The sequence below is a fragment of the Muricoprocola aceti genome (assembly GCF_025567005.1).
GTDB lineage: Bacteria > Bacillota > Clostridia > Lachnospirales > Lachnospiraceae > Marvinbryantia > Marvinbryantia aceti.
The window spans coordinates 29,794-55,268 of record NZ_JAOQKE010000021.1 but is presented as its reverse complement, the minus strand read 5'-3'; the positions used below and the strand labels follow the sequence as shown (position 1 = coordinate 55,268).

Annotated in this window: 30 protein-coding genes and 1 riboswitch; of the genes, 19 read left to right on the top strand and 11 right to left on the bottom strand. The window is 42.1% G+C overall.

Annotated elements, in window-relative coordinates:
* Nucleotides 1–274: 274 nt before the first annotated feature.
* The 8 genes from OCV47_RS13275 to OCV47_RS13240 form a co-directional block, all read right to left on the bottom strand.
* Nucleotides 275–958, bottom strand: coding sequence for a M15 family metallopeptidase (locus OCV47_RS13275; protein ID WP_317244421.1), 684 nt, complete (start codon nucleotides 956–958; stop codon nucleotides 275–277).
* Complete coding sequence (locus OCV47_RS13270) at nucleotides 959–2,170, bottom strand: ABC transporter permease (RefSeq protein WP_262655561.1); 1,212 nt, start codon at nucleotides 2,168–2,170, stop codon at nucleotides 959–961.
* The gene (locus OCV47_RS13265) at nucleotides 2,157–3,044 is read right to left on the bottom strand and encodes an ABC transporter ATP-binding protein (protein WP_235250896.1); all 888 of its coding nucleotides are present in this window, start codon (nucleotides 3,042–3,044) and stop codon (nucleotides 2,157–2,159) included. The genes OCV47_RS13270 and OCV47_RS13265 overlap by 14 nt, the downstream gene beginning before the upstream one ends.
* Nucleotides 3,028–3,789, bottom strand: coding sequence for a hypothetical protein (locus OCV47_RS13260; RefSeq protein WP_235250895.1), 762 nt, complete (start codon nucleotides 3,787–3,789; stop codon nucleotides 3,028–3,030). The genes OCV47_RS13265 and OCV47_RS13260 overlap by 17 nt, the downstream gene beginning before the upstream one ends.
* 4 nt (nucleotides 3,790–3,793) lie before the next feature.
* Nucleotides 3,794–4,318, bottom strand: a complete 525-nt coding sequence (locus tag OCV47_RS13255; RefSeq protein WP_262655559.1) for an RNA polymerase sigma factor — start codon at nucleotides 4,316–4,318, stop codon at nucleotides 3,794–3,796.
* Nucleotides 4,319–4,506: 188 nt separating this feature from the next.
* Nucleotides 4,507–5,409, bottom strand: a complete 903-nt coding sequence (locus tag OCV47_RS13250; RefSeq protein WP_235250478.1) for a BRO-N domain-containing protein — start codon at nucleotides 5,407–5,409, stop codon at nucleotides 4,507–4,509.
* Nucleotides 5,410–5,439: 30 nt separating this feature from the next.
* On the bottom strand, nucleotides 5,440–6,342 hold the full coding sequence (locus OCV47_RS13245) for a recombination protein NinG (RefSeq protein ID WP_262655557.1): 903 nt from the start codon (nucleotides 6,340–6,342) through the stop codon (nucleotides 5,440–5,442).
* Nucleotides 6,343–6,432: 90 nt separating this feature from the next.
* A complete protein-coding gene (locus OCV47_RS13240) occupies nucleotides 6,433–7,179 on the bottom strand; it encodes a sigma-70 family RNA polymerase sigma factor (RefSeq protein WP_227078340.1) in 747 nt (248 codons plus the stop codon).
* Between the two features lie 240 nt (nucleotides 7,180–7,419).
* Between OCV47_RS13240 and OCV47_RS13235 the strand changes: the two genes are divergently transcribed.
* Genes OCV47_RS13235 through OCV47_RS13215 form a run of 5 tightly spaced genes read left to right on the top strand, consistent with a single transcriptional unit; the run spans nucleotide 7,420 to nucleotide 10,441 of the window.
* Complete coding sequence (locus OCV47_RS13235; protein ID WP_235250476.1) at nucleotides 7,420–7,614, top strand: transposon-encoded TnpW family protein; 195 nt, start codon at nucleotides 7,420–7,422, stop codon at nucleotides 7,612–7,614.
* A gap of 16 nt (nucleotides 7,615–7,630) precedes the next feature.
* Nucleotides 7,631–7,960, top strand: a complete 330-nt coding sequence (locus OCV47_RS13230; protein ID WP_235250475.1) for a DUF3847 domain-containing protein — start codon at nucleotides 7,631–7,633, stop codon at nucleotides 7,958–7,960.
* Nucleotides 7,884–8,327, top strand: a complete 444-nt coding sequence (locus tag OCV47_RS13225; RefSeq protein ID WP_235250473.1) for a hypothetical protein — start codon at nucleotides 7,884–7,886, stop codon at nucleotides 8,325–8,327. The genes OCV47_RS13230 and OCV47_RS13225 overlap by 77 nt, the downstream gene beginning before the upstream one ends.
* A complete protein-coding gene (gene mobQ / locus OCV47_RS13220; protein ID WP_262655549.1) occupies nucleotides 8,302–9,771 on the top strand; it encodes a MobQ family relaxase in 1,470 nt (489 codons plus the stop codon). Before OCV47_RS13225 ends, mobQ begins: the two co-directional genes overlap by 26 nt.
* Before the next feature lie 13 nt (nucleotides 9,772–9,784).
* Complete coding sequence (locus OCV47_RS13215; protein WP_262655547.1) at nucleotides 9,785–10,441, top strand: DUF6040 family protein; 657 nt, start codon at nucleotides 9,785–9,787, stop codon at nucleotides 10,439–10,441.
* Nucleotides 10,442–10,538: 97 nt separating this feature from the next.
* On the opposite strand, the gene OCV47_RS13210 is transcribed toward OCV47_RS13215, so the two are convergent.
* Together OCV47_RS13210 and OCV47_RS13205 are read right to left on the bottom strand one after the other, a co-directional pair.
* Entirely contained in the window at nucleotides 10,539–11,396 is an 858-nt protein-coding gene (locus OCV47_RS13210) for a MerR family transcriptional regulator (RefSeq protein WP_235250470.1), read from the bottom strand.
* A gap of 126 nt (nucleotides 11,397–11,522) precedes the next feature.
* Nucleotides 11,523–11,735 (bottom strand): DUF6061 family protein, encoded by a 213-nt coding sequence (locus OCV47_RS13205; protein WP_262655545.1) that lies wholly within the window; start codon nucleotides 11,733–11,735, stop codon nucleotides 11,523–11,525.
* On the opposite strand from OCV47_RS13205, the gene OCV47_RS13200 reads away from it, so the two are divergent.
* From OCV47_RS13200 to OCV47_RS13140, 13 genes are all read left to right on the top strand, one after another.
* Nucleotides 11,727–12,986: an IS110 family RNA-guided transposase gene (locus tag OCV47_RS13200; protein WP_262655544.1), complete on the top strand. Its 1,260-nt coding sequence runs from the start codon at nucleotides 11,727–11,729 to the stop codon at nucleotides 12,984–12,986. The two genes, OCV47_RS13205 and OCV47_RS13200, sit on opposite strands and share 9 nt — an antisense overlap.
* A 260-nt stretch (nucleotides 12,987–13,246) precedes the next feature.
* Nucleotides 13,247–14,029 carry an arylamine N-acetyltransferase family protein gene (locus OCV47_RS13195; RefSeq protein WP_262655543.1) on the top strand — a complete coding sequence of 261 codons (783 nt, stop codon included), beginning with the start codon at nucleotides 13,247–13,249 and terminating at the stop codon, nucleotides 14,027–14,029.
* A gap of 28 nt (nucleotides 14,030–14,057) precedes the next feature.
* On the top strand, nucleotides 14,058–15,881 hold the full coding sequence (locus OCV47_RS13190) for a glycerophosphodiester phosphodiesterase family protein (RefSeq protein ID WP_262655542.1): 1,824 nt from the start codon (nucleotides 14,058–14,060) through the stop codon (nucleotides 15,879–15,881).
* Nucleotides 15,882–15,906: 25 nt separating this feature from the next.
* Nucleotides 15,907–16,737, top strand: coding sequence for an HAD family hydrolase (locus OCV47_RS13185; protein ID WP_262655540.1), 831 nt, complete (start codon nucleotides 15,907–15,909; stop codon nucleotides 16,735–16,737).
* Nucleotides 16,738–16,752: 15 nt separating this feature from the next.
* Complete coding sequence (locus OCV47_RS13180) at nucleotides 16,753–17,184, top strand: hypothetical protein (protein WP_262655539.1); 432 nt, start codon at nucleotides 16,753–16,755, stop codon at nucleotides 17,182–17,184.
* Complete coding sequence (locus tag OCV47_RS13175) at nucleotides 17,184–18,443, top strand: vWA domain-containing protein (RefSeq protein WP_262655538.1); 1,260 nt, start codon at nucleotides 17,184–17,186, stop codon at nucleotides 18,441–18,443. The genes OCV47_RS13180 and OCV47_RS13175 overlap by 1 nt, the downstream gene beginning before the upstream one ends.
* Nucleotides 18,444–18,455: 12 nt before the next feature.
* A complete protein-coding gene (locus tag OCV47_RS13170) occupies nucleotides 18,456–19,982 on the top strand; it encodes an AAA family ATPase (protein WP_262655537.1) in 1,527 nt (508 codons plus the stop codon).
* A 60-nt stretch (nucleotides 19,983–20,042) separates the two neighbouring features.
* Nucleotides 20,043–20,561 (top strand): cysteine hydrolase family protein, encoded by a 519-nt coding sequence (locus OCV47_RS13165; protein WP_262655536.1) that lies wholly within the window; start codon nucleotides 20,043–20,045, stop codon nucleotides 20,559–20,561.
* Between the two features lie 21 nt (nucleotides 20,562–20,582).
* Complete coding sequence (locus tag OCV47_RS13160; RefSeq protein ID WP_262655534.1) at nucleotides 20,583–21,482, top strand: NAD(P)/FAD-dependent oxidoreductase; 900 nt, start codon at nucleotides 20,583–20,585, stop codon at nucleotides 21,480–21,482.
* Between the two features lie 34 nt (nucleotides 21,483–21,516).
* Nucleotides 21,517–21,828: a thioredoxin gene (gene trxA, locus OCV47_RS13155; protein ID WP_256300469.1), complete on the top strand. Its 312-nt coding sequence runs from the start codon at nucleotides 21,517–21,519 to the stop codon at nucleotides 21,826–21,828.
* The gene (locus OCV47_RS13150) at nucleotides 21,828–22,076 is read left to right on the top strand and encodes a hypothetical protein (RefSeq protein ID WP_117448386.1); all 249 of its coding nucleotides are present in this window, start codon (nucleotides 21,828–21,830) and stop codon (nucleotides 22,074–22,076) included. Before trxA ends, OCV47_RS13150 begins: the two co-directional genes overlap by 1 nt.
* A 37-nt stretch (nucleotides 22,077–22,113) precedes the next feature.
* Nucleotides 22,114–22,836, top strand: coding sequence for an HAD family hydrolase (locus OCV47_RS13145; RefSeq protein ID WP_262655532.1), 723 nt, complete (start codon nucleotides 22,114–22,116; stop codon nucleotides 22,834–22,836).
* Entirely contained in the window at nucleotides 22,826–23,203 is a 378-nt protein-coding gene (locus OCV47_RS13140) for a DUF3783 domain-containing protein (RefSeq protein ID WP_117448388.1), read from the top strand. Before OCV47_RS13145 ends, OCV47_RS13140 begins: the two co-directional genes overlap by 11 nt.
* A gap of 59 nt (nucleotides 23,204–23,262) precedes the next feature.
* Here OCV47_RS13140 and OCV47_RS13135 read toward each other — a convergent pair whose 3' ends face one another.
* Entirely contained in the window at nucleotides 23,263–24,165 is a 903-nt protein-coding gene (locus OCV47_RS13135) for a cation diffusion facilitator family transporter (protein ID WP_262655531.1), read from the bottom strand.
* 139 nt (nucleotides 24,166–24,304) lie between these two features.
* Nucleotides 24,305–24,417: riboswitch (NiCo riboswitch) on the bottom strand.
* Nucleotides 24,418–24,773: 356 nt separating this feature from the next.
* Between OCV47_RS13135 and OCV47_RS13130 the strand changes: the two genes are divergently transcribed.
* Nucleotides 24,774–25,442 (top strand): HAD family hydrolase, encoded by a 669-nt coding sequence (locus OCV47_RS13130; RefSeq protein ID WP_416888020.1) that lies wholly within the window; start codon nucleotides 24,774–24,776, stop codon nucleotides 25,440–25,442.
* The last annotated feature ends 33 nt before the right edge of the window (nucleotides 25,443–25,475 follow it).

Sequence of the window (25,475 nt, the reverse complement as noted above, 5' to 3'; positions counted from 1 at the left end):
TTCTATTTTCAGGGAATTCCCTTTCTGATAACAGGGAATTTTGTTTCCGATTTCAGGTACTTTTATTATACGCTACACATATAATCTTGTGATTCGGGAACAGATTTTCTAAAAATGACCATAAAAATGACAGGGTATGTAACCCTGTCATAAAGTCAGAAATTGTTCCTTCACTTATAGGAGAAATTCGAGGGGATAAACGGAACTGTTTTTTATAGCTTTTAGAATTGTTGTCAGCATTTATACAACACTAATCAGCCTTAAACAGCTACATTTATTTATTGCGGTCTAATTCATCAATATACTCTTCAAGACATATACCCTGTGAATATATTTCTTTTGCTGCTTCTTTTCCAACATACCGATAGTGCCAGGGTTCGTTAATCACTCCGGTTATATCCGTTTTGTCAGATGGATAACGCTTGATAAAACCATATTTGTGTGCGTTTTCAGCAAGCCATGTATAGACAGCATCACTGGAATTAATTGTTTTATCAGCATTTATATCAACAGCAATGCCAATCTGATGCTCGCTTGTTCCCGGTATTGCCACCCATTGCTCTGCAAGTCGTTTTGCCTCTGAACTGCTATGACCCTCATTTTTATATGCGTCTATTTTCTCATCCATCAGTTGCTGTTGCTTTTCTGTTGTACGATAGCCAGCGGCAACAAACAGCCCATATCCTTGCGCCCTTGCATCATCAAACATATCCTGCAAGTCCGGATAGATTCGAGAATCAACTTTTTCGCCATTAGATAGTTCGGTCAGCTCCACCTTATAATTATGGGGAATGTAGTTTTCATGATTAACAAGCAATAAATTCCAGCCATAATCATTATTTGCAGCATGATGTGTAATTCCAATTCCCTTTACAGCCAGCACATAAAGTATAATAATCAAAGCAGAGAGAAGTAGTACCCATTTTCGCATTCTCTTTTTATGTTCATGCCGTTTCACTTATTTAATCTCCGTTCTCTTATAAACACGATATAATATAGGTTGAAGGATCAGACAAACTACGGCATAAACAGGCACAATTACCGTTGCAGAGGTCATAATTTTTCCTCCAATTTCAATCAAAGCTGATTCTTTTAAGTCATTATAAATATCCAACAATTGATCCGGGAAAAAGGAACAGAAACCCGGCAGCGTAATAATTCGACTTAAAAAAGGAAACACACACAAAACAATAAAAGGTACAATAATTGCGGTAGCAGTGGAGTGACTAAATGCAGATACTAACATAGCAAGTGTAGCTGCAAATAATGTACCGATATAACCGCCTGCTACAATAAAAAGATAAGCCCTGAAAAAAGTAATATTGTAAACAGACCGCCACATATCTAATTGAAGCGGACAACCTGCGCCATCTGCACCGAGTACGCAAATGATAGTCAGCGTATAAAGCACTACAAAGACTATATAGAAAACTGAGGTAATCAGAAAACCCGCACCTACTTTTGATACAATAGCCTTGTTCCTTCCCATCTTAGCAGAAAAAAAGATGGAATCTGCTTTTGTCTGAAACTCGTCTGAAAAAATACCTGAGACCAAAAAACCAATCATCAAAGCTAACATCAAAATAAATGTTGATATGTTTTGCAGCAATGCTGCCCAACCATCCGTATATTCATAGTAAAATGGAGTGTCCAACGCTTCATATCGTTGAATCAAAAAATCCTTTTCTTTCTGCGTATAATATTCCTTACCGGAATCCAACCAATTTTTCAACGTAGAAATCCGCTTTTCATACAGCTTATTTACATCGTCCTCGGACACGCTGTCAGCGGCAAAATAATTGTAGTCTCTGTAATCGCTCCATGCGGAATTGATAACATCAAGAATACCCAAAATGCCTTGTTTCTCTGAAAATGCCTGATCCTGTTTTGCAATGTCATCAGACTGTGCTTCATCGGAATTGTTAATTCTCCTGTTTTCGGCAATCACTTTTTTCAGCACATCATCGGTAAGATAGCCTGCCCATTCGTTCCTTGCGTTTCTTAGATTCTTAGCAGCCGTAAACCCAACCGAATGATTCCCGTTTTCATCCACATATTCCACTCTGTTAATAGTCAAAATGCTGGTAATTATCGTAATCACAACCATAAGCAAAATTACAATTTTGTTCCTGGATTTAGAAAACACTTTCTTCAACTCAAAATTCAGCATTTTTATCACCTGCCTTTTCTCCGAAATAATACAAAAATACATCCTCTAAAGATGCTTCCACGCATTTTGCTTCGGGAACCGGCTTTTCTTTAGAGATAATTCTTAATTCCACGCCATCGGACTCTGCTTTCATATTTGAAATCTTATATTTTTCAGCCATAGAAGAGACCGCACTTTTTCTTACAAAACATTTCCATACATCTACCGGCATGGTACGAATGAGTTCATCCGATGTTCCGCTGCGCACTAGTTTTCCGTCTTTCATCAACCAGATTTGGTTTGCGATATATTCAATATCTGATACGATATGAGTAGACAATAGTACCAATCTTTCTTCTGACAATTCACTAATCAAATTACGAAAACGAATCCTCTCATTTGGATCAAGCCCTGCTGTCGGTTCGTCTAATACCAGGATTGCAGGATTATTTAACATTGCCTGTGCGATTCCTGCTCTACGTTTCATGCCGCCTGACAATTTTTTCATCTTTCTGTTGGTAACTTTGGAAAGACCAACTTTAGAAATTAGCTCTTTCACCCGTTTCTTAGCAACAGCAGGGCGTACTCCTTTTAGAGATGCAATGTACATCAAATAGTCCTGCACCGTAAATTCGGGGTAAAACCCAAAATCCTGTGGCAAATATCCCAGTAAATTTCGATATTCACTATCCATTTCAAAAATGTCTTTTCCATTACAGGTAATACTTCCGCTTGTAGGTTTCAGCAATGTGCAAAGCATTCGCATCATCGTTGTTTTTCCCGCTCCGTTTACCCCCAGCAGCCCATATACGCCATTTGTCATAGTCATGGTCAGATGGTCTACAGCCGTAAAGTTTCCGAATTTCTTCGTTAAATCATTAAATTTCACTTCCATTTTGTAACACCTCCAAATAATGATTGCAATGATTCAATAAGCGATAGATTGCAAGAAACATATAAATAGCTGCGAATCCAATCAACAGTATCCAGACTGGAACAGCAATCTTTTCATAGATATTTTCATTTAGGACGATAAACAGCCATATAGCACTCCATAAGACGCATAAGATAATCGCAGATCCTTCGCTGAAAGAATATTTACTGCATAGCGTGCCAAAACAGATGCAGGCTGTTACACTTAACGGAAGCAAAAATTGAACCATCAGTTGAAGCAGCTCAAAATGCAGACCAACGGTTGCGGCACCGCAGAACACAGTCAATAAAAGAGTATCTGCAATGCCAAACAATAGTGTTCTTGCTGCATACACCTGTTTTAAGGAAAAATAGGAAACAGCTTCGATTTCCATAGATTTGTTTGAACTGTTTTTCCAAAATTCCGGGATAACTAAAATAACGAATAATGATGCAATTACTCCCAGACTTCTTTGGATATAAAAATCATCCTCCGCATTTTTCAAGATAAACCACAAACAAAAAAGAAGCAGAAATTGAAACAGCCACCATTTCTTTTCAATTACTTTTAACTGTGTCCATAGGAACTCATGATATGACAGTATTTTTTTCTCTTCCGCAGCATAGAAAGCTTCCAATGATTTCTTTACCGTCAATCTGATTTTCTGTTCATCAGAAATGACTGTATTATCGCTCTTATTCTCATTAGATTGCTTATTTGCGTTCATAAAATCAATCCTCCTTCAACAAATTCTTTAATAACAACCTCGCCCTTTGGATTCGATATTTCACAAGCGGTAATCCAACTTGCAGAAGCTCTGCTATTTCAGATAATTTCAAATCTCTAAAATAGTGGAAAATAATGACCTCCTGCAATTCATCAGGCAATTTTTTCAAAGCATCTTCGATTGCAATTTTATCAAAGATACCATCCAATTCCAAAATATCAGACATATCCCCTATCTCATTTGATGCACCATCCCACAAGTCATCCCTTGCCTTTTTATAATAATCACGACAAAGATTCCCGGCTATGGTATACATATAGTTTAGGGTTTTACCCATATAATGGTAATTGGAGAGTTTTTCAAAAAAGTGTACAAAGACCTCTTGCGTAAGATCCTCGGCGTATGATGTATCGGGACAGTGGTAGCAGCAGTAAGTTAATATAGATTCATAATATTTATGAACAAAAATATCAAAAGCTGCTTCATCGCCCCGCTTCATTCTCCTTATTAGTAAAAAATCTGCGTCCACTTACACCCTCCTTTCCCATTAGTGAAATCAAATTATCTTTCTATTATGTATAACGAATCAAATAAAGAAAAAGATAGGACAAAATAAAAAAAAGTTTGGTGCTGCCTGTCAAATCTTATCAATATGATACAAAAATAAGGGGCAGACCGTTAGCCTGCACCCTGTTTTAAGTTATTTTACGGTAATTATTATTTATTGTTTTCAGTATCATCTAACAATTCTGGTGTAGTTGCATTGGTTTCTGACAAAACACTGTGTCCAAGCTGTTCTTCAAGTGCCTTGCGTGCATCCCCGGCGATTTTGCCACCTGCAATCGTAACTTCTTTTGTCTGTGAAAAACCTTCTGGCTGTCTACTTCGTGATATTTCAGTTGCAGAAACTTCGGCTAGGAGGTTGAGAGCAAGTTCCGTGTTTGTCATATTGTCACGCAGATTCTCTTTCTTTAATCCCTTTAATTTTTTATATTCCTGAACGGATTTCCCAGACCATGCGATGGTAAGAATATTGGTAAGTGTTGCGAATTCTTTTGATTCCTTTATACCTGCATTTTGCCATTCATCTGTCAATTCTTTTCTAATCTCAATGGTTCTGAGACGTTGTGAAATCCATTTATCTGAATACCCTTTTGCTTTATATGTAGCAACCGCACGTTCCATTGCTTTCTCTGGATCAGCAATTTCTTCCAATCTTTCTGCACCGACTTTTGCCAGCCATGTTTTAAATGGCTCAGCTTTTGGTGAAGGAATTGACTGAATGATTCTAAGAATTCCTTCTGTGTTGGCGGCCTGTGTTTTTCGCATCTTCCCATCAGGTGCTAACATTTGAAGTGGGGTACAAATTGTACCCCACTTGGATTCAAGTGCTTTGTCACGGGCACGCATCTTCTTGATATATTGTTTGGGGTCAGAACTATCAGTCAGTACCTGTACGACATCAACAATCGAAAGATACCATTCTTCTTCGCCGGAGTGCCAAACTTTTCGGATACTGTGGTCATTAAAAAATTCCAAATCTTCATCCACCATGTTTTTTTTGTCTATGGAAATGGCATTTGTTTTTCCTTCTTTGTCATCATAAATATATACTATCATTATGTTCCTCCCTTGATATTTCTATGTTGTTTATTCCTCATCCTTTTTCGCCCGACACTTATATACATTATACTGATTTTTACATTGCGGAGAACAGAACTGCACATTGGAGCGGCTGGCTACAAATATCTTTCCACAGTGCTTGCACAGTTTCAGCGTAGAGTTTTCATCCGTTATCATAAAGGAAAACATCATCTGAATGGCAAGCATCAGGGAATTGAAATCCCATACGATGGCAGGCTTATCCAAAAGTTCTATGTGGTAAGTCGGGGCAATGCCGCCAAAACATTCCATTCCTTTTCGGTATACATTCCGTTCTGCTTCCTCCAACGTATCATAATCCTGATAATACAGAAAGCTGGTAACAAAGGTAAAAGCCCAGTCAGAGAATACCGTGGTAATCCATTCATAGCTTTCAGCATATTCCTTTTGAAAGCTCATAAGCACTGCTTGTGGCTTATCTTGTAAAGTCATAATTACCGCAAACATTTCCCGGCTATCTGTATTCCACGTAGATTCCCGACCTTTTTTTACAAAAGAGATCTTGTCAAAAGGAAAGAAGTAGGCGAGGTAATCTTCCGTAGAAAGCGTTTCCTGTTTGATGAAATGATTCTTGGGAAGATAGACTGCATCATAGGTGATAAATTCCGGTGTGGTTGGAAGTGCGGTCATCAGTCCAAGAAGTCCAAAATGTTCTGCAAAGCTCTGAATCCTCTGTTTCAATTCTTCCATAGAAGCTTTTTTCTGCATAACATCAAGACCAATTCCAAGAGCGGTCAGTACCAGCTCCTTATACTCCTTGATGGGATTGTAAAGTGACATTACGGCATCTTTTGCCGGAGTAAGGTACAAAACGCCGTCAGTCGATTCTTTCCATTCATATTTATCATAACGTACCCAGTGAGCACTGGTGCGTTTAAAAATGTTATCCATATTTCTGATACCTCTGTTTCGTCATAAATGTCTATTTTTATTGTGAGTAATTGCTATAAACAAAATTCGATTACATTCCAATCATATCATCTATCCATCCGTACTGCAATGTCTTTCTAAAAAGTTTCGTTCCTTCATAGTTGTTGACAGTCCGTTATCACATTTATACTGCAAAACCGGAATCAGCTTTTTGTGAATCTTCCTTAAAATGGTTGCTCTCACCTTACGGATATTCCGGTCAGACTGCTCATACATTTTCGCAAGACAGCATGTACTGTAATCCCTGATATATAAAAAATAGAAAAGTGCTTTGTGCTTTTCACTTAATTCACTTAGTATCTGTGAGATATTGCTGTCGCATACAAGCTCCTGCAATTCATAAGGACAGTCAAATATTACATCTAAAAATTCGCCCTTCATCATTTGCTGCCAGTACACACTTTGAATGGGTGCCGGAATAACAATCTCATCCGGAGACATGTTGTACTCAAACGGAACCTCGGCATCATCCCGGCAGACCTCGTGATAACGCTCACGTCTTTCACGGTTTTTATCCTCTTTGTCCCATGCGTCAATGACATCTTCAAAATCTCCCTGTGTTCTGGCAGCAGCTTCCATTCTTGCAATGGCAGCTTTTCGCAGGTCTCTTTTTAATATCAGCCGTTCGGCAACCTCAGGTTCTGCCTGTTCCAGTAAATCCTCTTCCGGGATGAAAGCATCTTCTTTAGTTTCCTCTTCCAGTGAAATCGTCCATTTATAATGCTCTTCTTTTTCTATCGTATCATCTGATTCTGGATTATCCGAATTATCAAAATAAAAATCTTCTCTGCTCTCCATATAAAAATCCTTTTTCAAAAAATCTTTTCAAAACAGTTCCGTTTTGCATCGGAATTTTCTCCTTTAGGTGAAGAAGTAATTGTTTTGATTGAAACAGATTACTCGAATTCAAGAAAGGAGAAAACGGAAAATGAAAAAAGGAACGATTCACATTGCCATTCGTGCCCCAACTGCTATGCATTTATTATAACAAACAAATGTTCGATTATCAATTGTTTATTGAAGGAATGGAGGGTTTTTATGGAGAAGAAACAGAATGGTGAAAAGTGTACCAGTACTTTTACAAAAAGAATTGGAAACACCACCTATCGTGTCAATGTGCATTTCGCAGAAAACACAACGGATACCGTAGAGGATAAGCTGCTACACCTGATGGGTACAGTGGCGCTTACAGATGAAATTTCATCAGCTACTGATGAAGCAGAAGCAGTTTAAAAGGAGGAACAATCTTATGGTTAGAACACAGAGAAGTATTGAGGAACGCATTTCTGAAAAGGAAATACAGTATGAGCAGGTAATGGAAAAGGCGAAACAGTATCAGGCGCAGATGAAGCGGCTCAAACAGCAGCAAAAAGCAGAGGAACGCAAGAAACGTACTCATCTGCTGTGTCAGATTGGAGGAATCGTGGAAAAGGTACTGGATCGTCCGCTGGTGGAGGAAGATGTGATGCGTCTTTTGAATTTCCTAAATCAGCAGGAACGAAATGGAAAATATTTTACCAGAGCAATGGAAAAATGCCCGGATACGGGCAGTGAAATGGAAGGTGCCAAGAATGAGTAATTTGGTATCTTCTTTTTATATGTTGGGAGTTGCAGAGGCAGAAATGCTTTTGCAATTCCCTTTTCTCGTAAGAGAGAAGGGCGCACTTATAGACAGGCAGAGCCTGTCTGATATAAGTTTGCCACAGGTGGCAACCGGTCTGCGCTTTGCTTGCCGGGCTCGTTCCGTCGGCGGGGCTTTCAGCCAGACCAAGTTGTGTACTTGGATGACAGCAACTTGTGCAGTTGCATCGCACTCTTCGCAGAGAGCGGTCTTGCAGACGGCTATTTGCCGGATACGGCAAAATGGTAAAGCAAAAACCGCCTATGCGGTTTTTCAATATCATACGGGGAGGTGGTACGATGGCAATTTTTCATCTTTCCATTAAGATAGTCAGCCGAAGCTCTGGAAAAGGTGCAGTTGCCGCAGCTGCTTACCGGGCGGGTGTCAAATTGGAAGAAAAGGAAACCGGATATACGCACGATTACACGAGGAAAAGAGGTGTAATCTATTCGGAGATTTTTCTCCCAGCCAATGCACCACAGGAATATCAGAACCGGGAAATTCTCTGGAACGAGGTGCAGAAAGTGGAAAAGAAATCGGATGCCCAGCTTGCAAGGGAAATTGAAGTGGCACTTCCGGTTGAACTTTCAAGGGAAGAACAGATTACACTTTTGCAGAATTATATTGCAGAAAATTTCACTTCCGCTGGAATGTGTGCGGATATGGCAATTCACGAAAAGCATGTGGATGGGAAAACAGTTTTGCACCAAAATCCCCACGCCCATATCCTGTTGACCACCAGAGGATTCAAGGAAGACGGAAGCTGGGCTCCAAAGGAAAAGAAAACTTATGCGCTTGATGAAAACGGAGAACGGATTCCACTGATGGATGAGAATACTGGTTTGCAGAAACTCGGAAAGCGGAATGAGAAGTTATGGAAACGTGTTACGGTTCTGTCCAATGACTGGAATAGTCAGTCCAATGCTGAAAAGTGGCGCAGTTCCTGGGCGGATATGTGCAACCAGTATCTTGCACCGGAGAATCAGATAGACCACAGGAGCTTTAAACGACAGGGCATTGAACGGATTCCCACGATTCACGAGGGATACGCAGCCAGACAGATGGAGCGGAGGGGGCTTGCTTCGGAACGGATGGAACTTAACCGTGAAATAAAGCGGCTGAACCAAATCATTTCCAAACTGAAAGATACTGTTTTGGGAATAGGGAAAAGGCTGATGGAACTAAAGGACAATTTAATGAAAGTGAGGATGCACTATGGAGAAAGAAATATTGCAAAACGAACTTCCAATACTGGAAGAGATGCTCGCACTTATGACAGAGCAGCAGGAACTGATACTGGAGATTACGGAGGAGCTGCAGGCGGCGAATCAGGACTTGGCACAGGCAGAGAAAGTAATCAGGGAAAAGGACAGACAGATCAATTCGTTGCAGTCATTGGTGCAGCAATTGAACGACGAAAACGAACAATTGACGAAGCTTTAGAGAGGAGAAAAGAGATTTACGAACGATTTGAGAGGTTACAGAGACTCAGATCTGCTGGCAATGCTGGAACAGATGGAGCAAATGCAGGCGGAACTTACGGAAAAGACCCAGACCATACAAGCATTAGAGAGCGAACTACAGCAGCTTCCGACCTTATCCGAATGGCAGAACGTGCAGGTGCTGATGCAAGAGCAAACGACGCAGCTTCAGGAGCAGTCATTAAAGATTCGCAGACAGGCAGAGCATATCGTGAAGTAGAACGAGAGCGACAGGATTCTGAAAGACAACGAAAGATTAAGGCTCGAAAACGAGGAATTGACCGATAAGGCAGATGCTGCTTTGCATAAGCAGAAACAGGCAGAACAGGATGCAGCTTATGCAAGAAGCCATATGAAGATTAAGGAAGTGGAGGTTGAGAGAAAAGTGCTGTATGAAAAGTGCAAAAACTGTAAACAGTCGTTGCTTGACAAGGCGATTGTTTCCTACCGTAACCGAAAAGAGTATTTGGAAAATTATTTGTTTCTTTTTATGATGCTTTGCACAACAACTATGATACTGACGGCTTTTCAGCAGGAGGCATTTTGGAAAGATACCGTGGATTTCTTTACCACTTTCTTGAATGGCTGTGGAAAAGTGCTGGTAATGATAGTTGACGCAGAATGTGGACTTGCACAACTGCTCGCCGACATGATTAGTCAGCCGATATGGGGCAATGTAGTATACTGGATTGCATTGACACTGTTCCTCATCTCAACTGGAATCCTGCTCTTTTTTATCTGTCATATGGCGTGGGATAAGAATAGAAAAAAGATACGGTCAGGAATCAATATGTGGACTGTATCCATTGCAATTCTGCTGTTGATGGTGGTTGTATATCTTGGAGATTATATCCGAATGATTTTACCGATTAACCTATTCCTGCTATGGTTGATAGGTGTTGGGGTATTGCTTGCGATTGGTATATATGTGGCTGAATGTAGTAAATATCACTATTAAGGAAGTACAGCCCGTCACGTTGATGTGATGGGCTGTATATTTCAGATTTGAAATTCTGTTTCACCTATAGAATGAGGAGATACATTTAGGCAAATATTTAGATTACCTGTCTGTTTGTGTAAAAAGACTCTATTGCCCGTGCAAAGAAATCAGAAGCCCCTTCACCGTATTTTTCGTCTATCATTGGTCTGATTTTTTCATTGCGGTAATATTGCGCCTGTGCCATCATAAAGCCTTTTTCTTCTTTTATCTGGGAAAACTGTTTCATAACAAAGCCATATTCTCCGACAAGCTCTTTTACTTCAAAAGAATCTATGTCACAATTCTGTTTTGCAATCAGTTTTTGCAAAATCGCTTCTATCCGTTTGTTATAGCTTTCTGCAACTTCTTTGCTGACGGGAGTTCGGGCAACAGACAGAAACTTGTCCTTTCCACCGTACCATTCAACTACCTTTGCATAGCCTTTCTGCATTTCTTCCGAAGATACGACTTCCATATAATGCTTTTTCCATTGTTCAATGCTACCAAATTCTTTAATTGCAATATTTCTCATATTCTCCGGCATATACTCAAGCATGGTTTGGAACATTTCTTCTACTTCTGTTTTGGTAAAAATTGTAAAATCCATTTTGTTCTCTCCTTTCAGAATGTCATCAATGCTGGCAATCAGACGTTCCATTCGTTCTTTCTTTGTTACCAACATTTTTCGCTGTACTTGTAAAATCTGATTTCTATCAAGAGCCGGATTGTCCAAAACAGCTTTGATTTCTTTCAAGGAGATATCAAACTCACGGAAAAATAAAATCTGTTGTAATGTTTCCAGTGCCTTATCGTCATAAAGCCGGTATCCCGCATCACTTTTTTCTGTTGGCTTTAACAACCCGATTTCATCATAATAGTGAAGCGTGCGAACGCTGATACCTGTTAAATCTGATATTTCTTTTACAGTTCTCATAGCTACTGACCTCCTGTTCTTGATAAGATAACTTTAAGCTATGACGCTCCGAGAGAGTCAATAGGTATTTTGAATTTTAGTATAACATTTTTCTGCTCTAAAGGAAAAAGGTTGTTTGATATTCAATTATAATAATTCAAGACTGTCCTCTGCATCTACCCACATCTGTAAATTTCCATCCAATGCCAATGTCGCATATTCCAGTGGCTCATCTATTGCCAGTGCATTTAAGGCGCATTGTGAACCGGGAGTTGTCCGTAAGCCATCTTCTGCAACATTGCAGTCAATTCTTAAAGTATATCCATTGAATGTTGTTACATCAATACTGTTATGATACATATCGTATTCCGCATGTCTATTGCACTTCCAAACCAACAGTTAGTAGGAAAGCCTTATAAAATCTTACATAGTAGTATGAATTCCCTTACAACTGCTGTTTCTAAAATAAAAGAAGCAGAAGAGTTGTATTCTTTGGAAAGTCGCATTTTCCTGGAATCCACGGGAATTTATCATTACCCACTCTTCTGCTATCTTCGTGATAAGGGTTTTAACTGCTCGGTTATAAATCCTATCATCACTAAGAATAGCACAAATATGAATATACGAAAAGTACATAATGACCGTTTTGATTCTAAAAAGGCTGCTTTAGTTGGTTTGAAACCTGATTTAAAGGTTTCTCTTATGCCATCTGACCTTGCCTTAAACTGCCGTAATCTGTGTCGTGAATACTACGACTTAATGGATAACCGCAGTGCTTACGTGAATAAACTGCAAGGTGAATTACGTATGGCATTCCCACAATATCTTGGTATTTTTTCCAAAGTAACTATCAATACATCTCTCACTTTATTGGAGACTTATACATCTCCAAACGCTTTTATTGAAGCTGACAAACAAGAGATTATTGATACCATTAAATCTACAGCTCACTTTGGACTTACATATGCCGAAAAGAAGTATAATGCCATTATTCAAGCTGCACATGATGCCAATGAATTCGGTTACATCATTGATAGTAATATCAAACGTATCCGTCTCTACATAAGTTTCATCCGCAAGTATGATGAAGAAATCGCAGGCATCATGGATGCTTTGCATAATCTTGTAGATTCCAACGAAGATACTGATTTTGTGAAACAAATCCACTTGATAGAAACATTTAAAGGTGCCGGTTTCTTATCTGCGGTATCTCTCATGGGTGAGATTGGTGATTTTTCAGCATTTACAAAGCCAAAACAACTCTTTGCTTACTTTGGTCTTGATCCAGCTGTCAAACAATCTGGTAAATTTGAAGGAACCAAAGTACAAATGTCAAAAAGAGGTTCCGCTATTGCCAGAAGAGTAATTCATGTATTAACACTTCAGAGCATCAGTACTTCCAGAACTGGGGAGGCTAAAAATCCTGTATTAAGGGATTACTACCTCAAAAAATGTGAATCAAAGCCTAAACTTGTTGTTATGGGAGCTGTCTCACATAAAGTATGCAACATGATATTTGCCATACTCAGAGATAACAAACCTTTTGAAATCATCACTCCACAGGAGCACATAAGACAATACAATGCGGCTAAATGCGACGAAGCTGCATAAAATACTGAATTACCCGAATCTATATCTTTTTTAAAACAAGATATTTTCACCAAGGGATAAGTGCGCCCTTTTTTAGTCCTAAAATATAATCAATATTTTTTAAATTTCTTATTGACATTTATTAGCTGGACTTTTTCTTTTTTGTTACGTATGCGAAATAATAAATATATTATACCCTGAAATGATTAGATTGTACACCGAAAAAGATTCGTGGTACAATAGTACCATATGAATTTTTGAAATTGTTGGGGGATAGTTTTATGAATGAGGTACAATGCAGAGAATATATAGACAGAATGGGATATACCGGTGAAATAGCGCACACACCGCAGTGTCTGAATCAGCTGATTCTGGCGCATCTGGCGGCGATTCCTTTTGAGAATCTGGATGTCTGTGAGGATCATCTGATTCCGTCACTGGATGTGGAAGATTTATTTGAGAAGATCATTCGACATAAGCGGGGTGGATGGTGTTTTGAACTGAATAAGCTGTTTTTTGAACTGCTGAAGAGTTGTGGATTTGAAGTGATGACGGTAGCGATTCGGATTACCTGGATGAAGGAGCAGACGGCGCCACTTCTTCACCGTGCGACTGTAGTGACTCTGGAAAGAAAGCAATATCTCTGTGACGTGGGTTATGGCGGACCGGGACCTAAAGGCCTGGTGGAATTAAGTAATGGGGAATATGAGATTCAGGGAGAATGGTACCGGGTACAGATGCATCCGTCTTATACGGATGGAACAGCAGTGATTGAAAAGCAATATCATGGAGCATACCATGAGATGATGCGTTTTGAGAATAAAAAGGCAGAAGATGCAGATTATGCTATTATGAACTTCTATTGTGCCAGATCAGAACAATCTTTCTTTTCCGGAAAACCAGTGATCAATTTGTATACTGCTGAAGGCAATCGTTCGCTGATTGATCAGAAGCTGATCATTCAGAAAAATGGAGAGACTGTGACAAAAGAATGCCATTCCGAAGGAGAAAAACGGGAATGGCTGAAGGAATGGTTCGGAATCGAAAAGCAGAGCCGTGAGTAACTATTAATATAGAAAGAACATATGCAGCATGCGAAAAAAGATCAAACTTGTTTTATTACTGTTAAAATATAACTGGAAATCGTTGATAGGATTTGAGCTCCTTTACAAATTGTTGGGAGGTGCTTTTGTAGTACCTTTCATCTATCGGACGAGCCAGTGGATCATGAAAATGATGGGATATCACTATCTGACGCTGGAGAATCTGAAGCATTTTCTGCGAAATCCTCTGACGATTGTAGCATTTGTGCTGGTACTGACAGCAGTCTGTCTGTACCTGATGTTTGATGCCAGCGCACTGTTGTTTCTGGCAGCGCATTCCTATGAGCAGGAGAAGGTGACGGTTCTGCAGACCACCCGATTTGCATGGCAGAATATGAAACGGGTATTTCAGAAGGGAAATAAAAGAATTATCCGTGAACAGATGATTCTGTTTCCTTATTTAAGTGCTGGTGTAATTGTGAATATACTGGGTACGGTAACTCTGCCGAATTTTATCAAAAATGGACTTCGGGCATCCAGAAATTACCTGTTGATACTTCTGGTACTTTTGCTGTTGGTTGGAATCTGGAGACTGCAATATCTTTTTACGTTCCCTTATTTTACTCTGGAGCATTGTACCAGCAGAGAAGCCAGAGAAAAGAGCCAGGCGTTAAGCAGAAAGAATAAATGGAAAGATGGCATGGTGCTGGTCTGGGTGCAGCTGATCTTTTATGCCAGTTACTTTGTGCTGGCAGCAGTAGGAATCATCATTGTACTTGGGGTGGCTAAGATCTTTTCCCAGCTGCATATTCTGAATTATGTCTATACTTCGGCGGTATGGGGCCTGCTGGAGGCTATTATGTTGATTGTGGCTGCCGTGGGGACACCGATTGGCTATATTACCATCAGTTGTCTCTATTATCTTCATAAAGAAGGAAATGGAGAGCCGGTCTGTCATAAAGACATTGATATCCAGCCAGTCGATGCCAAAAGCCGCAGAAAAGTGCGTATGACAGAAGGGCTGATTCTGATTGCAGCGCTAAGTGGATGTACGATGCTGATCTATAATTCGGCAACGGAGCACATGAATCCGCAGGTGGAATATTTGCGGACGATAGAAGTGACAGCCCATCGTGGAGCATCAGCATTCTATCCGGAGAATACGATGTCAGCCTTTGAAGGTGCCATTGAATTTGGAGCTGACTGGATCGAACTGGATGTACAGCAGAGCAAGGATGGCAAGCTGTTTGTTATGCATGATCACAGCTTTTATCGCACCACCGGACTGCGGGAGTTTAGCTGGAATCTGACCTTTGATGAGATCGAACAGCTGGATGCAGGCAGCTTTTTCAGTGATGCTTATGCAGGAGAAAAGATCCCAGGTCTGGAGGAAGTGATTCAGCTGGCAAAAGAGAATCACGTTCGACTGAATATAGAGATTAAGCCATCGGCCAATGATAAAGATATTGAAAAAAGCGTGGTGGATCTGGTGCGGGAAATGGATTTTGCAGATTCCTGTGTGATTAGTTCGCAGATGTACGGATCACTGCAGAAGGTAAAGGACTACGATCCGGAGATCTCCACCCTGTATGTGATGAGTCTGGCCTATGGCAATATCAACCGTCTGAAGGCCGCAGACGGCTTCAGTATGGAGGCAGGGAACGCCACACCTTCTATGGTATCCAGAATCCATAATGCAGGAAAACAGATTTATGTCTGGACGGTGAATAACCGTAAGACCATCAATCGTATGATTGATCTGAATGTGGATAATATTATTACAGACCGTGTGGCACTGGTGCAGGAGTGCATCTATGACAGCAAGACGAATGATGTTATCAGGCAGTATGTAAAATTCTTAAGAGAATTATAGAAAATCTAAAGGAACAACAAGAAGTATGAAACAAGATATCAAAGTGATTGCGATGGATCTGGACGGAACGGCTTTGAACCATCAGAAGCAGCTCACAGAACGAACCAGAGCGGCGATTCAGAATGCAGCAAAGTCAGGCATTCAGATTGTAGTAGCGACCGGAAGAACCTTTTCTTCGCTGGCTCCTGAAGTACTGGCGATGCCGGAGATCACCTGTGCCATTACTTCAAATGGCGCTGTGGTGAATCAGATTCCGGATGGAGCTGTGCTGTTACATAATTATCCGAACCCGGAAACCGTATCAGAGATTGCCGGGATGATTCAGGAAGAAGAGATTGATACCGAAGTGTGCACTGGCGGGCAGGCCTACATCGGCCAGAGTTATTATGACCGTGTGCTGGAAGGAAAAACCAACCGGGATGTGCAGTATGTGAAGACAACCAGACATCCGGTACCAGATATCTATCAATTCCTGTTGGAACACAGGGTGGCAATTGAGAATATCAATCTGAATTTCAAGACACTGGAAGAAAAACAGCAATGGCAACAAAGATTTCAGAAACTTCCGGGGGTAACCCCGACTTCTTCTTTTCTTTTTAATGTAGAATTGGGGGGAGCAACTACCAGTAAGGCCCATGCTCTTCAGGCATTGCTGGATGAATGGCAGATGACAAGCCAGCAGGTAATGGCATTTGGCGACAGTGAGAATGATCTTGGAATGATTCAGATGGCCGGTATCGGAGTAGCGATGGCAAATGGAATGGAAGAAGTAAAGCAGGCCGCAGATCTTCTGGCAGAGAGCAATGAAGAAGATGGAGTAGCGAAGATCATAGAACAGCTGATAGTGGACATTTGAAAGAAGGCAGATAAGATGCGGGAAAAAAGCAGATATCAGATGAATGTGTCAGTAGTGACGGAGAGTCTTAGAATGAGGGCAGGGAAAGATGCCCCAGAAGAGGAGGCTGCCAGAGTATGGAAGAAGTTCTCTGAGACCCGGCAGGAACCGGTGAAGATGGCCATGGCATTGTGGGGATATTTTTTAAAAGAAGGGATATCTGTACAGCAGCACCAGGAGATGGCAGCCTATCTGAAGCCGCGGGTGCGCAATGCTGTGGAGGCACTGATTGAGGAAGATGAGCCGGAGAAGATTGCCGTGCTGGAGCAGGCAGGCTGGTTTGGCGAAAAAGAACTGGATGACTTTATCCGAACAGCCAGAGAACGTCAGAAGCTTCAGGCACTGGTATATCTGATGAAAGAAAAAGATGCCCATTATGGGTACCGGGAAGAGATGCTGGAATTATAATGGAAGAACAGAAAAAAGCCAGACTATGTATTGAAATTCTGCAGAATTGCAGAAATGAATTATATCATGATTTCCCTTATCTGGACGGGGCATTTGCCAGCGTGGGCTATCGCTGCGTAGAAAAGCCGGTGGGAATTTCCACAGATGGGGACTATTTTCGGACAGAATGTGGATATCTCATTGATCTCTATCGGGAGAATCCGGCCAGAGTGACAAGAGGGTATCTGCATATGCTGCTACACTGTCTATATCTGCATATTTTTCCAGAAAAAGATGTGAAACCGCATCTGTGGAATCTTGCCTGTGATATTGCAGTAGAACTGGTGATCGAGGGAGAAGGAGTCCGGGAGCTGGCGCTGCCGGAAGATCTGACAAGGAATCGTTTCATCTATCGCTTTGGCGGAAAAAAGTGCAGTGCCCAGCAGATCTATCAGATGCTGGAAAAGCAGGATTTTCATGAATCAGTGGAGCAGATGCAAAAGTGGTTTGCTTTCGATCTGCATGATGACTGGTATACAAACGGATCCGGAGAACATCGGGCAAAGACAAAGCGGAAATGGGAGAAGATATTAGCTTACACCGGGCAGAACAGGCAGGATCAGAAGAAAAAGCGGGGTTCCCGAAAGGGAGAAAAAGAAGAGTATCTGACACCGATGGCAAGGAGCCGTTATGATTATAAGAAGTTCCTGAAGCAGTTTACTGTACCGAGAGAAGAAGTGGAACTGGATCTGGAAAGCTTTGATTATATTTTTTATCATTTTGGAATGGAAGAATATGGAGATATGCCTCTGATCGAACCACTGGAATACAAAGAGGTAAACCGGATGGAAGAACTGGTGATTGCCATTGACACTTCCGGCTCCTGCAGCAGTGAGATTGTGCAGCAGTTCCTGGCAGAGACATACAGTATTTTAAGTAACCGGGAAAATTTTTCCCACAAGATGAAAGTATATATTATTCAGTGCGACTGTTGTATTCAGGATGTGGTTGTGATACATTCAGAAGAAGAGTGGAAGGCGTATAGTCGGAATATCCGGATACAGGGCAGAGGAGGAACGGATTTTCGCCCGGTGTTTACATATGTGCAGGAACAGCGCCAGAAAAAGGAACTGAAAAATCTGAAGGCACTGATTTATTTTACAGATGGAGACGGCATTTATCCCAGAAGTGCGCCAGATTATAAAACGGCATTTGTATTTCTGGAACGGACACAGAAGATGGATCTGGTACCGTCATGGGCGGTAAAACTGCTGGTGTAGGGAGAAAAGAACATGAATATTAAAGAAGCAAAACAGGAGATCAGTCATACATTAAAAGCATATCTGGAAAAGGATGAGCTGGGAAATTACTGCTACGCCCTGGTACGTCAACGGCCGATTCTTCTGATGGGACCTCCTGGAATCGGAAAAACAGCGATTATGGAGCAGGTGGCCAAGGAAAATCAGGTAGGACTTGTGTCTTATACGATTACTCATCATACCAGACAGAGTGCCATCGGTCTGCCACGGATCAGGGAGAAGCTCTATGATGGAAAACCGATGAGCGTTACGGAATATACCATGAGTGAAATCATTGATTCGGTCTATGCCTGTATGGAAAAGACCGGGAAAAAAGAGGGAATTCTCTTTATTGATGAGATCAACTGTGCCTCAGAGACACTGGCACCGACCATGCTGCAGTTCCTGCAGAATAAGACGTTTGGAAGTCATAAGGTTCCGGATGGATGGATGATTGTGGCAGCAGGGAATCCACCGGAATATAACAAATCTGTCAGGGAATTCGATATTGTAACCCTGGACCGTGTGAGAAAGATTGATATTGAGGCAGACTGTGATATCTGGATGGAATATGCCTGGAAACATCAGGTGCACGGGGCGATTTTATCCTATCTGAATATTCGAAAGGAAGATTTTTACCGGGTGGAAAATACGGTGGATGGCAAGTTCTTTGTGACGGCCAGAGGCTGGGAGGATTTATCAGAGCTGTTGAAAAGTTATGAGCGGCTTGACATTCCGGTTTCGAATCAGCTGGTGATCCAGTTCCTGCAGCAGGAGGAAGTGGCAGGAAGATTTACCGCCTATTATCAGCTGTATACCAAATATGGACAGGACTATGGCATCTCTGCGATTCTGGATGACAGTCTTTCCAAAGAGGACAGAGAACAGAAGCTGGATCTGGCAAAAGCGGGCGGTTTTGAGGAAAGGTTTACCGTAACAGGACTTCTTCTGGATGCGTTAAATGGTCGGTTTGAGATCTGCGCCGAATGGGAAAAACAGATCCATATGCTGTATGTAGCACTGAAATTCTGGAAAAACTATCAGCCAGAACAGAATACAACAGATAGTCTGACAGAGTTTATACAGGAACGAAAGAATCAGAGACAGGTGCGGCAGGATGCAGGAATGCTGACCGTGCAGGAGGCGAAGAGGGAGCACTGGCTGATCCGGCAGCTGGAGACTTATGAACAGCGGCTAAAGGAAGCACACATTCGTAATCGGGAAGAAGGATTTACACGGATTAAGGCCTGGTTTGCCGAAGAAGTAGAGGCGCGCAATGCCATTGGAGCCAAATCAGGGGATGCATTGAAATGCGGATTCGCATTTCTGGAAGAAGCCTTTGGAGACGGGCAGGAAATGGTGTTGTTCGTCACAGAACTGTCAAAAAATGAGCGTATTATGGAATATGTCAGCAGTCATGGATGTGAGCCATATTTCCGCTACAGTGACAGGCTGCTGTATCGCAGAAGACAGGAAGAACTGCAAAAAGACTGTGAAGAACTGAGTGCAGATCAGAAATAGATGCCGGAGCGGGCAAAATAAATAGCAGATTCTGGATATAATAAAAACGGGAGGATATCGATGAATATATTAGTGGTAATAGATATGCAGAATGACTTTATTGATGGGGCACTGGGCACACCAGAAGCGGTAGCCATTGTGCCGAAGGTCATGGTGAAGATGATGAATTTTGACGGGCTGGTGCTGGCCACCAGAGATACCCACGGGGAGGATTATCTGGAAAGACAGGAAGGAAAGAAGCTTCCGGTGGTGCATTGCATCAAGGGAACTCATGGATGGGAGATCAAAGACGAGATTCAGCAGCTGCTGATCTCACAGCCAATTGACAAACCGACGTTCGGCAGTGAGGCACTGGGAAAAGTATTGAAAGACTTGAACAATGATGTGGAGCCGATAGACAGTATTACTCTGGTGGGACTGTGCACAGATATCTGCGTGATTTCCAATGCCATGCTGTTAAAGGCATTTCTGCCGGAGGTGCCGATCATGGTAGATGCATCCTGTTGTGCAGGAGTCACACCGGAGAGTCATGAACGGGCACTGGAAGCCATGAAAGCCTGTCAGATCGAAATCATCTGATAGAAAGAAGGTGTGTAAGATATGGACAGATATGATATTGCGATTATCGGTACCGGCCCGGCGGGGGTCTCTGCTGCGATCACAGCGAAGGTGCGCAATAAGAATATTCTTCTCTTTGGATCCAGAAAAAGCAGCGAAAAGGTATATCGGGCCACGCAGATCCAGAACTATCCGGGACTGCCCCAGATCAGTGGGGAAGAACTGGCAGAGCAGTATCAGAAGCAGCTGGATCAGCTGGGAATTGCAGTGACGGAAGAACGAGTCAGTGCCGTATATGCCATGGGATCTTATTTCGTCATTCAGGCATCCGGGAAGATGTATGAAGCATCCAGCGTGATTCTGGCCGCAGGCGTGGTACAGGGAAAGACATTTCCGGGAGAAAAAGAGCTTCTGGGAAGAGGCGTCAGCTACTGTGCAACCTGTGATGCAATGTTGTATCGTGGGAAAACGGCAGCAGTGATTGGCTATACAAAAGAAGCCGAAGGGGAAAGTGAATTCCTGGCGGAGCTGGCAGAAAAGGTGTATTATCTGCCAATGTACAAGGAGGAGCCAGAGATCACAGAGGAAACCGGAAAGATCCAGATTATCAGGGAAAAGCCACAGGCCATTACCGGAACTGATCAGGTAGAGATACTTCAGACCGATAAGAGGGAATATCATGTAGATGGTGTCTTTATTCTGCGGGACAGCATCTCAGCAGAACAACTGGTTCCGGGACTGGAGATCGAAGATGGTCATGTGAAAGTCAATCTGCAGATGGAGACTAATATTCCGGGATGTTTTGCCTGTGGAGACGTGGCTGGCAAGCCATATCAGTATGTGAAAGCAGCCGGACAGGGAAATGTGGCAGCATTGTCTGCCGTGAACTGGCTGACCAGGCAGAGACTGGAAAAGCAGCAGAGTGGAATCATTACAAAGTAGAAATGAATCAGAATAAGATACAGGAGGAATTATCATGGTAAAGATTATTTCAAATAACGATTTGAGTGAAGCAAAGAAAGAAAAACTGGCACTTTTGGACTTTTCTGCAACCTGGTGCGGACCATGCAGTATGCTGGCACCGGTTCTGCAGGAACTGTCAGAAGAACTGGACGGAAAGGTCGGTGTCTACAGCATCGATGTGGATCAGAATCCAAGTCTGGCTATCGACTACAAGATCATGAACATCCCGGCACTGGTACTGCTGAAAGATGGAGAAAAGGTCGGCATGACCGTAGGATTCCAGCCCAAGGCAAGCCTGAAAAAGTTCATTGAGGAACACCGATAATGATTGAACGGGTATTACCATTTCAGTTTATTAAAAAATCACCCTTATACGGCAGCTATCAGGGTATGAACTATCGGGTGACAGAGATGAAGGGACAGCTGGAGGTCTGCACTTTTCCAGGTCCTTTTGCCTTCTGGCATACTCCGGAAGAAAAAAAGACCTATCAGTATTTTGATTATACAGAAGAGGGATATGAGCAGGCCATCCAGTATCTGAATGAAGCCTGGGAAGCAAAAGACTGGCGGTAGGCCAATGACACTCACGAAAGAGAGGAACAGAAAGTATATGGCATTGATTTTTGACCTGGACGATACCTTATATGACCGGTGCGCACCTTTTGTGAAAGCACTGGAAATGGCGCTGGGAAAAGAGATTCCGGGTAACAAAAGGGAATGGTATCATATCTACAGTATCTGCAGTCAGGAGATGTTTGAGGCACAGGCCAGAGGAGAAGTCTCTCTGGCAGATTCCCGTATTTTACGAATTCGCAAGGCCATGAAATATTTTGAAGTTCCTTTTTCAGAAGAACAGGAACAGGTCTATCAGGATGCGTATGCAAAAGAACAGGGAAATGTGTGGATGAGCGATACCATCAAAGAACTGATGGATCTTGGCATGCAGATGGGAACTACCATGGCAGTGCTGACCAATGGACCAGTGGACCATCAGCTGAAAAAAGCAGCAACTCTGCATCTGGAAAACTGGATTCCCAGGGAGAAGCTGTTTATCTCGGAAGAGATCGGGTATACAAAACCAGATGTGGGAGCATTTCACTGCGTGGAGCGAGTGCTGAACCAGAATCCAGGGGAGCTCTGGATGATTGGAGATTCCTTTTCCAGCGACATGGAAGGAGCCAAAAAAGCGGGATGGAAGACCATCTGGCTGAATAAGAATCTGGAGACCGTACCGGAAGGGAAAGAAGCACCGGACTACATAGCACAGACCGAAGAGGAACTTCTGGAGATTGTAAAGATACTGGTGATGAAGGAGAGCAAAGATGAGCAATAAAACAGTACTGGGATTTTGCATCGGTGGAGGAAAGGAAAAACTGATTCGTCAGTGCTGCAGATCAGCCTGTGCGGAGTATCGCAGTATGGTACCATCTGATTCTAAAAAGAGTCTGGGAAGCCTGGCCGGAATTGCCGGTATTTCACCCAAAGCAGTTGTAGCCGCAGAGGGAGAAAAGATACAGAGCGAAATGCTGGTATTCTCTGGATTTGACCAGGAAGCACTGGATGAATTCCTGGATCTGTATCGGACGATGGGGATCGAGAAGATTGATTACAAGGCCATGGTAACCATGCATAATATTTTCTGGACGCCGGAAAGCTTATATCAGGAACTGAAAAAAGAACATGCAAGTATGAAGCGGTAATGCTGTCATAAAAAGACCTTCGTGAATTTCACGAAGATCTTTTGGAAATCACAGGATACTTAAACCATAGGATTGACATGAATCATGATGTGCTTGATATTATCAAAGTGTTTTTCCACCTGAGTATGAACGCTCTCTGCAATCTCATGAGCATCTGTGAGGGACTTATCTCCATCGACGGAGATCTCTGCATCAATATAGATCTTATTGCCGAACATTCTGGTATGAAGCACATCCAGCCGGTCTACCCCATCCTGAGCAGAAATAAAATCTGCCAGTTTTTTCTCGTATTCACTGCTGCATGCGGTATCCAGCATTTTGGAAACAGCATCTTTTAAAATATCATAAGCAACTTTGATGATACATACAGCAATCGCTACACTGGCCAGTGGATCCAGAATCGGGAATCCCAGCATGGCGCCGCCGATACCGATCAGAGAACCAATGGAAGACAGAGCATCGGATCTGTGATGCCATGCATCTGCCATAAAAGCTGCGGAGTTCAGAACTTTGGCATAATGTCTGGTGTACCAGAACATGCCTTCTTTCGTGGCAATCGATACGACTGCGGCAATCAGCGCAATACATTCAGGAGCCTGAAGTTCCTCATAATGTCCTGCCAGGATGGTTTTCAGTCCACTGAGACCGATCATGAGACCAGTACCGAAGAGAATTGTGCCCAGAAGCAGGGAAGCTACACATTCCAGACGTTCATGTCCGTAAGGATGCTCCCGGTCCGGAGCCTGCATGGAAAGCCTGATGCCAAGCCAGGCGATAAAAGTAGCCAGTACGTCTGACAGTGAATGAATCGCATCGGATACCATAGCACTGGAATGTCCGAAGATTCCTGCCAGGAATTTAAATAAAGATAAGATGACGTTACCAATAATACCAATCGAGGTAACGCGGTTTACAATAGTCTGTGGATTCTGCCTGGAATCCTGTGTCATCGTGTTTGTCATAGATAAGACTCCTTTTTTATAGTTGATTCATACAATAGTGGGTGATACTCTTTTGTGTCACATTCGCTTTCGCAGAATTATTTCAAAAAGAAAAGCTGGAATCCATCTCCCAGCTAAAAAAATTCTGCGGAACCGTATCTACTGTCCCACAGATATCGAAGTTTATCTATCGAATGATCTGTTGCCGCATCAGCGGCCCGGCTTTCTGAATACGAATGAATCATGATTCAGTGCCTGCTCAGTTTGTACTGTTGATCGCGCATTTCATAAGAAATGTAATGCAGTGCAAAGAGATCTTCTATAAAATAGCACAGACGAAAAGTGATGTCAACAGCTTCAAAAACTAATCTTTCTTATGATATTCTGACAAAAAATTGCAGGTGCTAACTATGGATAGAGAATATGAAATCGCGAAGAAATTACAGGAAAAACGGATTGTAATATTCCAGCTGTTCTTATATACTAGTACATCATACTGCAAATAACTGTACCATATTACTTGCGTGAATTTTCATTCTGCGTTATTAGTCCAGTTAATTTTTGTATGCTGTACTGGCTGTTAAGTGACAAAAATAAAAAGAAAGGTTTGAACTATGAATACACAAAAGATTACACTGCCAGATCATGAAGCAGTGATTTTTGATATGGACGGAACCCTGGTAGATTCCATGTGGATGTGGAAGAAGATCGATATCGAATATCTGAAGCGCTATGGGGTGGACACACCTCATGATCCATGTCAGATCGAGATCATTCAGAAAGAGATCGAGGGAATGAGCTTTACAGAGACCGCCATATATTTTAAAGAAAAGTTCCAGATCAGTGATTCACTGGAACAGATTAAGCAGGACTGGAACGAAATGGCATATGAAATATACTGCACAAAGGTACCTTATAAAAAAGGCGCACTGGAGTTCCTGAAATATTGCAAAGCACATGGCAAAAAGCTGGGGGTGGCTACCAGCAATTCCAGAGAACTGGTGGATGCAGTAGGAGAGATCCTTCACTTTGATGAATATTTTGACTGTATTATGACTTCCTGTGAAGCCAGGAGGGGTAAACCGGCACCGGATGTGTATCTGGCGGTGGCAGAGCGTCTTGGAGTAGAGCCGTCTCGTTGTCTGGTGTTTGAAGATATTCCGGCTGGTATTAAAGCGGGAAATGCAGCAGGTATGACTGTGATTGCCATAGAAGATGATTATTCCAAAGAGATGAAAGCAGAGAAACAGGAACTGGCCAGATATTTTATCAATGACTATGAGGATCTGAGATTATGACATATACGGGGTACCAACTTCTCTTTTGTGGGG

Coding starts and splice junctions, on each gene's coding strand:
- OCV47_RS13270 (WP_262655561.1), bottom strand. CDS start 2,170: ATGCTGAATTTTGAGTTGAAGAAAGTGTTTTCTAAATCCAGGAACAAA.
- OCV47_RS13265 (WP_235250896.1), bottom strand. CDS start 3,044: ATGGAAGTGAAATTTAATGATTTAACGAAGAAATTCGGAAACTTTACG.
- OCV47_RS13260 (WP_235250895.1), bottom strand. CDS start 3,789: ATGAACGCAAATAAGCAATCTAATGAGAATAAGAGCGATAATACAGTC.
- OCV47_RS13250 (WP_235250478.1), bottom strand. CDS start 5,409: ATGATAGTATATATTTATGATGACAAAGAAGGAAAAACAAATGCCATT.
- OCV47_RS13245 (WP_262655557.1), bottom strand. CDS start 6,342: ATGGATAACATTTTTAAACGCACCAGTGCTCACTGGGTACGTTATGAT.
- OCV47_RS13240 (WP_227078340.1), bottom strand. CDS start 7,179: ATGGAGAGCAGAGAAGATTTTTATTTTGATAATTCGGATAATCCAGAA.
- OCV47_RS13235 (WP_235250476.1), top strand. CDS start 7,420: ATGGAGAAGAAACAGAATGGTGAAAAGTGTACCAGTACTTTTACAAAA.
- OCV47_RS13230 (WP_235250475.1), top strand. CDS start 7,631: ATGGTTAGAACACAGAGAAGTATTGAGGAACGCATTTCTGAAAAGGAA.
- OCV47_RS13225 (WP_235250473.1), top strand. CDS start 7,884: ATGGAAAATATTTTACCAGAGCAATGGAAAAATGCCCGGATACGGGCA.
- mobQ (WP_262655549.1), top strand. CDS start 8,302: ATGGCAATTTTTCATCTTTCCATTAAGATAGTCAGCCGAAGCTCTGGA.
- OCV47_RS13210 (WP_235250470.1), bottom strand. CDS start 11,396: ATGAGAACTGTAAAAGAAATATCAGATTTAACAGGTATCAGCGTTCGC.
- OCV47_RS13200 (WP_262655544.1), top strand. CDS start 11,727: ATGATACATATCGTATTCCGCATGTCTATTGCACTTCCAAACCAACAG.
- OCV47_RS13205 (WP_262655545.1), bottom strand. CDS start 11,735: ATGTATCATAACAGTATTGATGTAACAACATTCAATGGATATACTTTA.
- OCV47_RS13195 (WP_262655543.1), top strand. CDS start 13,247: ATGAATGAGGTACAATGCAGAGAATATATAGACAGAATGGGATATACC.
- OCV47_RS13190 (WP_262655542.1), top strand. CDS start 14,058: ATGCGAAAAAAGATCAAACTTGTTTTATTACTGTTAAAATATAACTGG.
- OCV47_RS13185 (WP_262655540.1), top strand. CDS start 15,907: ATGAAACAAGATATCAAAGTGATTGCGATGGATCTGGACGGAACGGCT.
- OCV47_RS13180 (WP_262655539.1), top strand. CDS start 16,753: ATGCGGGAAAAAAGCAGATATCAGATGAATGTGTCAGTAGTGACGGAG.
- OCV47_RS13175 (WP_262655538.1), top strand. CDS start 17,184: ATGGAAGAACAGAAAAAAGCCAGACTATGTATTGAAATTCTGCAGAAT.
- OCV47_RS13170 (WP_262655537.1), top strand. CDS start 18,456: ATGAATATTAAAGAAGCAAAACAGGAGATCAGTCATACATTAAAAGCA.
- OCV47_RS13165 (WP_262655536.1), top strand. CDS start 20,043: ATGAATATATTAGTGGTAATAGATATGCAGAATGACTTTATTGATGGG.
- OCV47_RS13160 (WP_262655534.1), top strand. CDS start 20,583: ATGGACAGATATGATATTGCGATTATCGGTACCGGCCCGGCGGGGGTC.
- trxA (WP_256300469.1), top strand. CDS start 21,517: ATGGTAAAGATTATTTCAAATAACGATTTGAGTGAAGCAAAGAAAGAA.
- OCV47_RS13150 (WP_117448386.1), top strand. CDS start 21,828: ATGATTGAACGGGTATTACCATTTCAGTTTATTAAAAAATCACCCTTA.
- OCV47_RS13145 (WP_262655532.1), top strand. CDS start 22,114: ATGGCATTGATTTTTGACCTGGACGATACCTTATATGACCGGTGCGCA.
- OCV47_RS13140 (WP_117448388.1), top strand. CDS start 22,826: ATGAGCAATAAAACAGTACTGGGATTTTGCATCGGTGGAGGAAAGGAA.
- OCV47_RS13135 (WP_262655531.1), bottom strand. CDS start 24,165: ATGACAAACACGATGACACAGGATTCCAGGCAGAATCCACAGACTATT.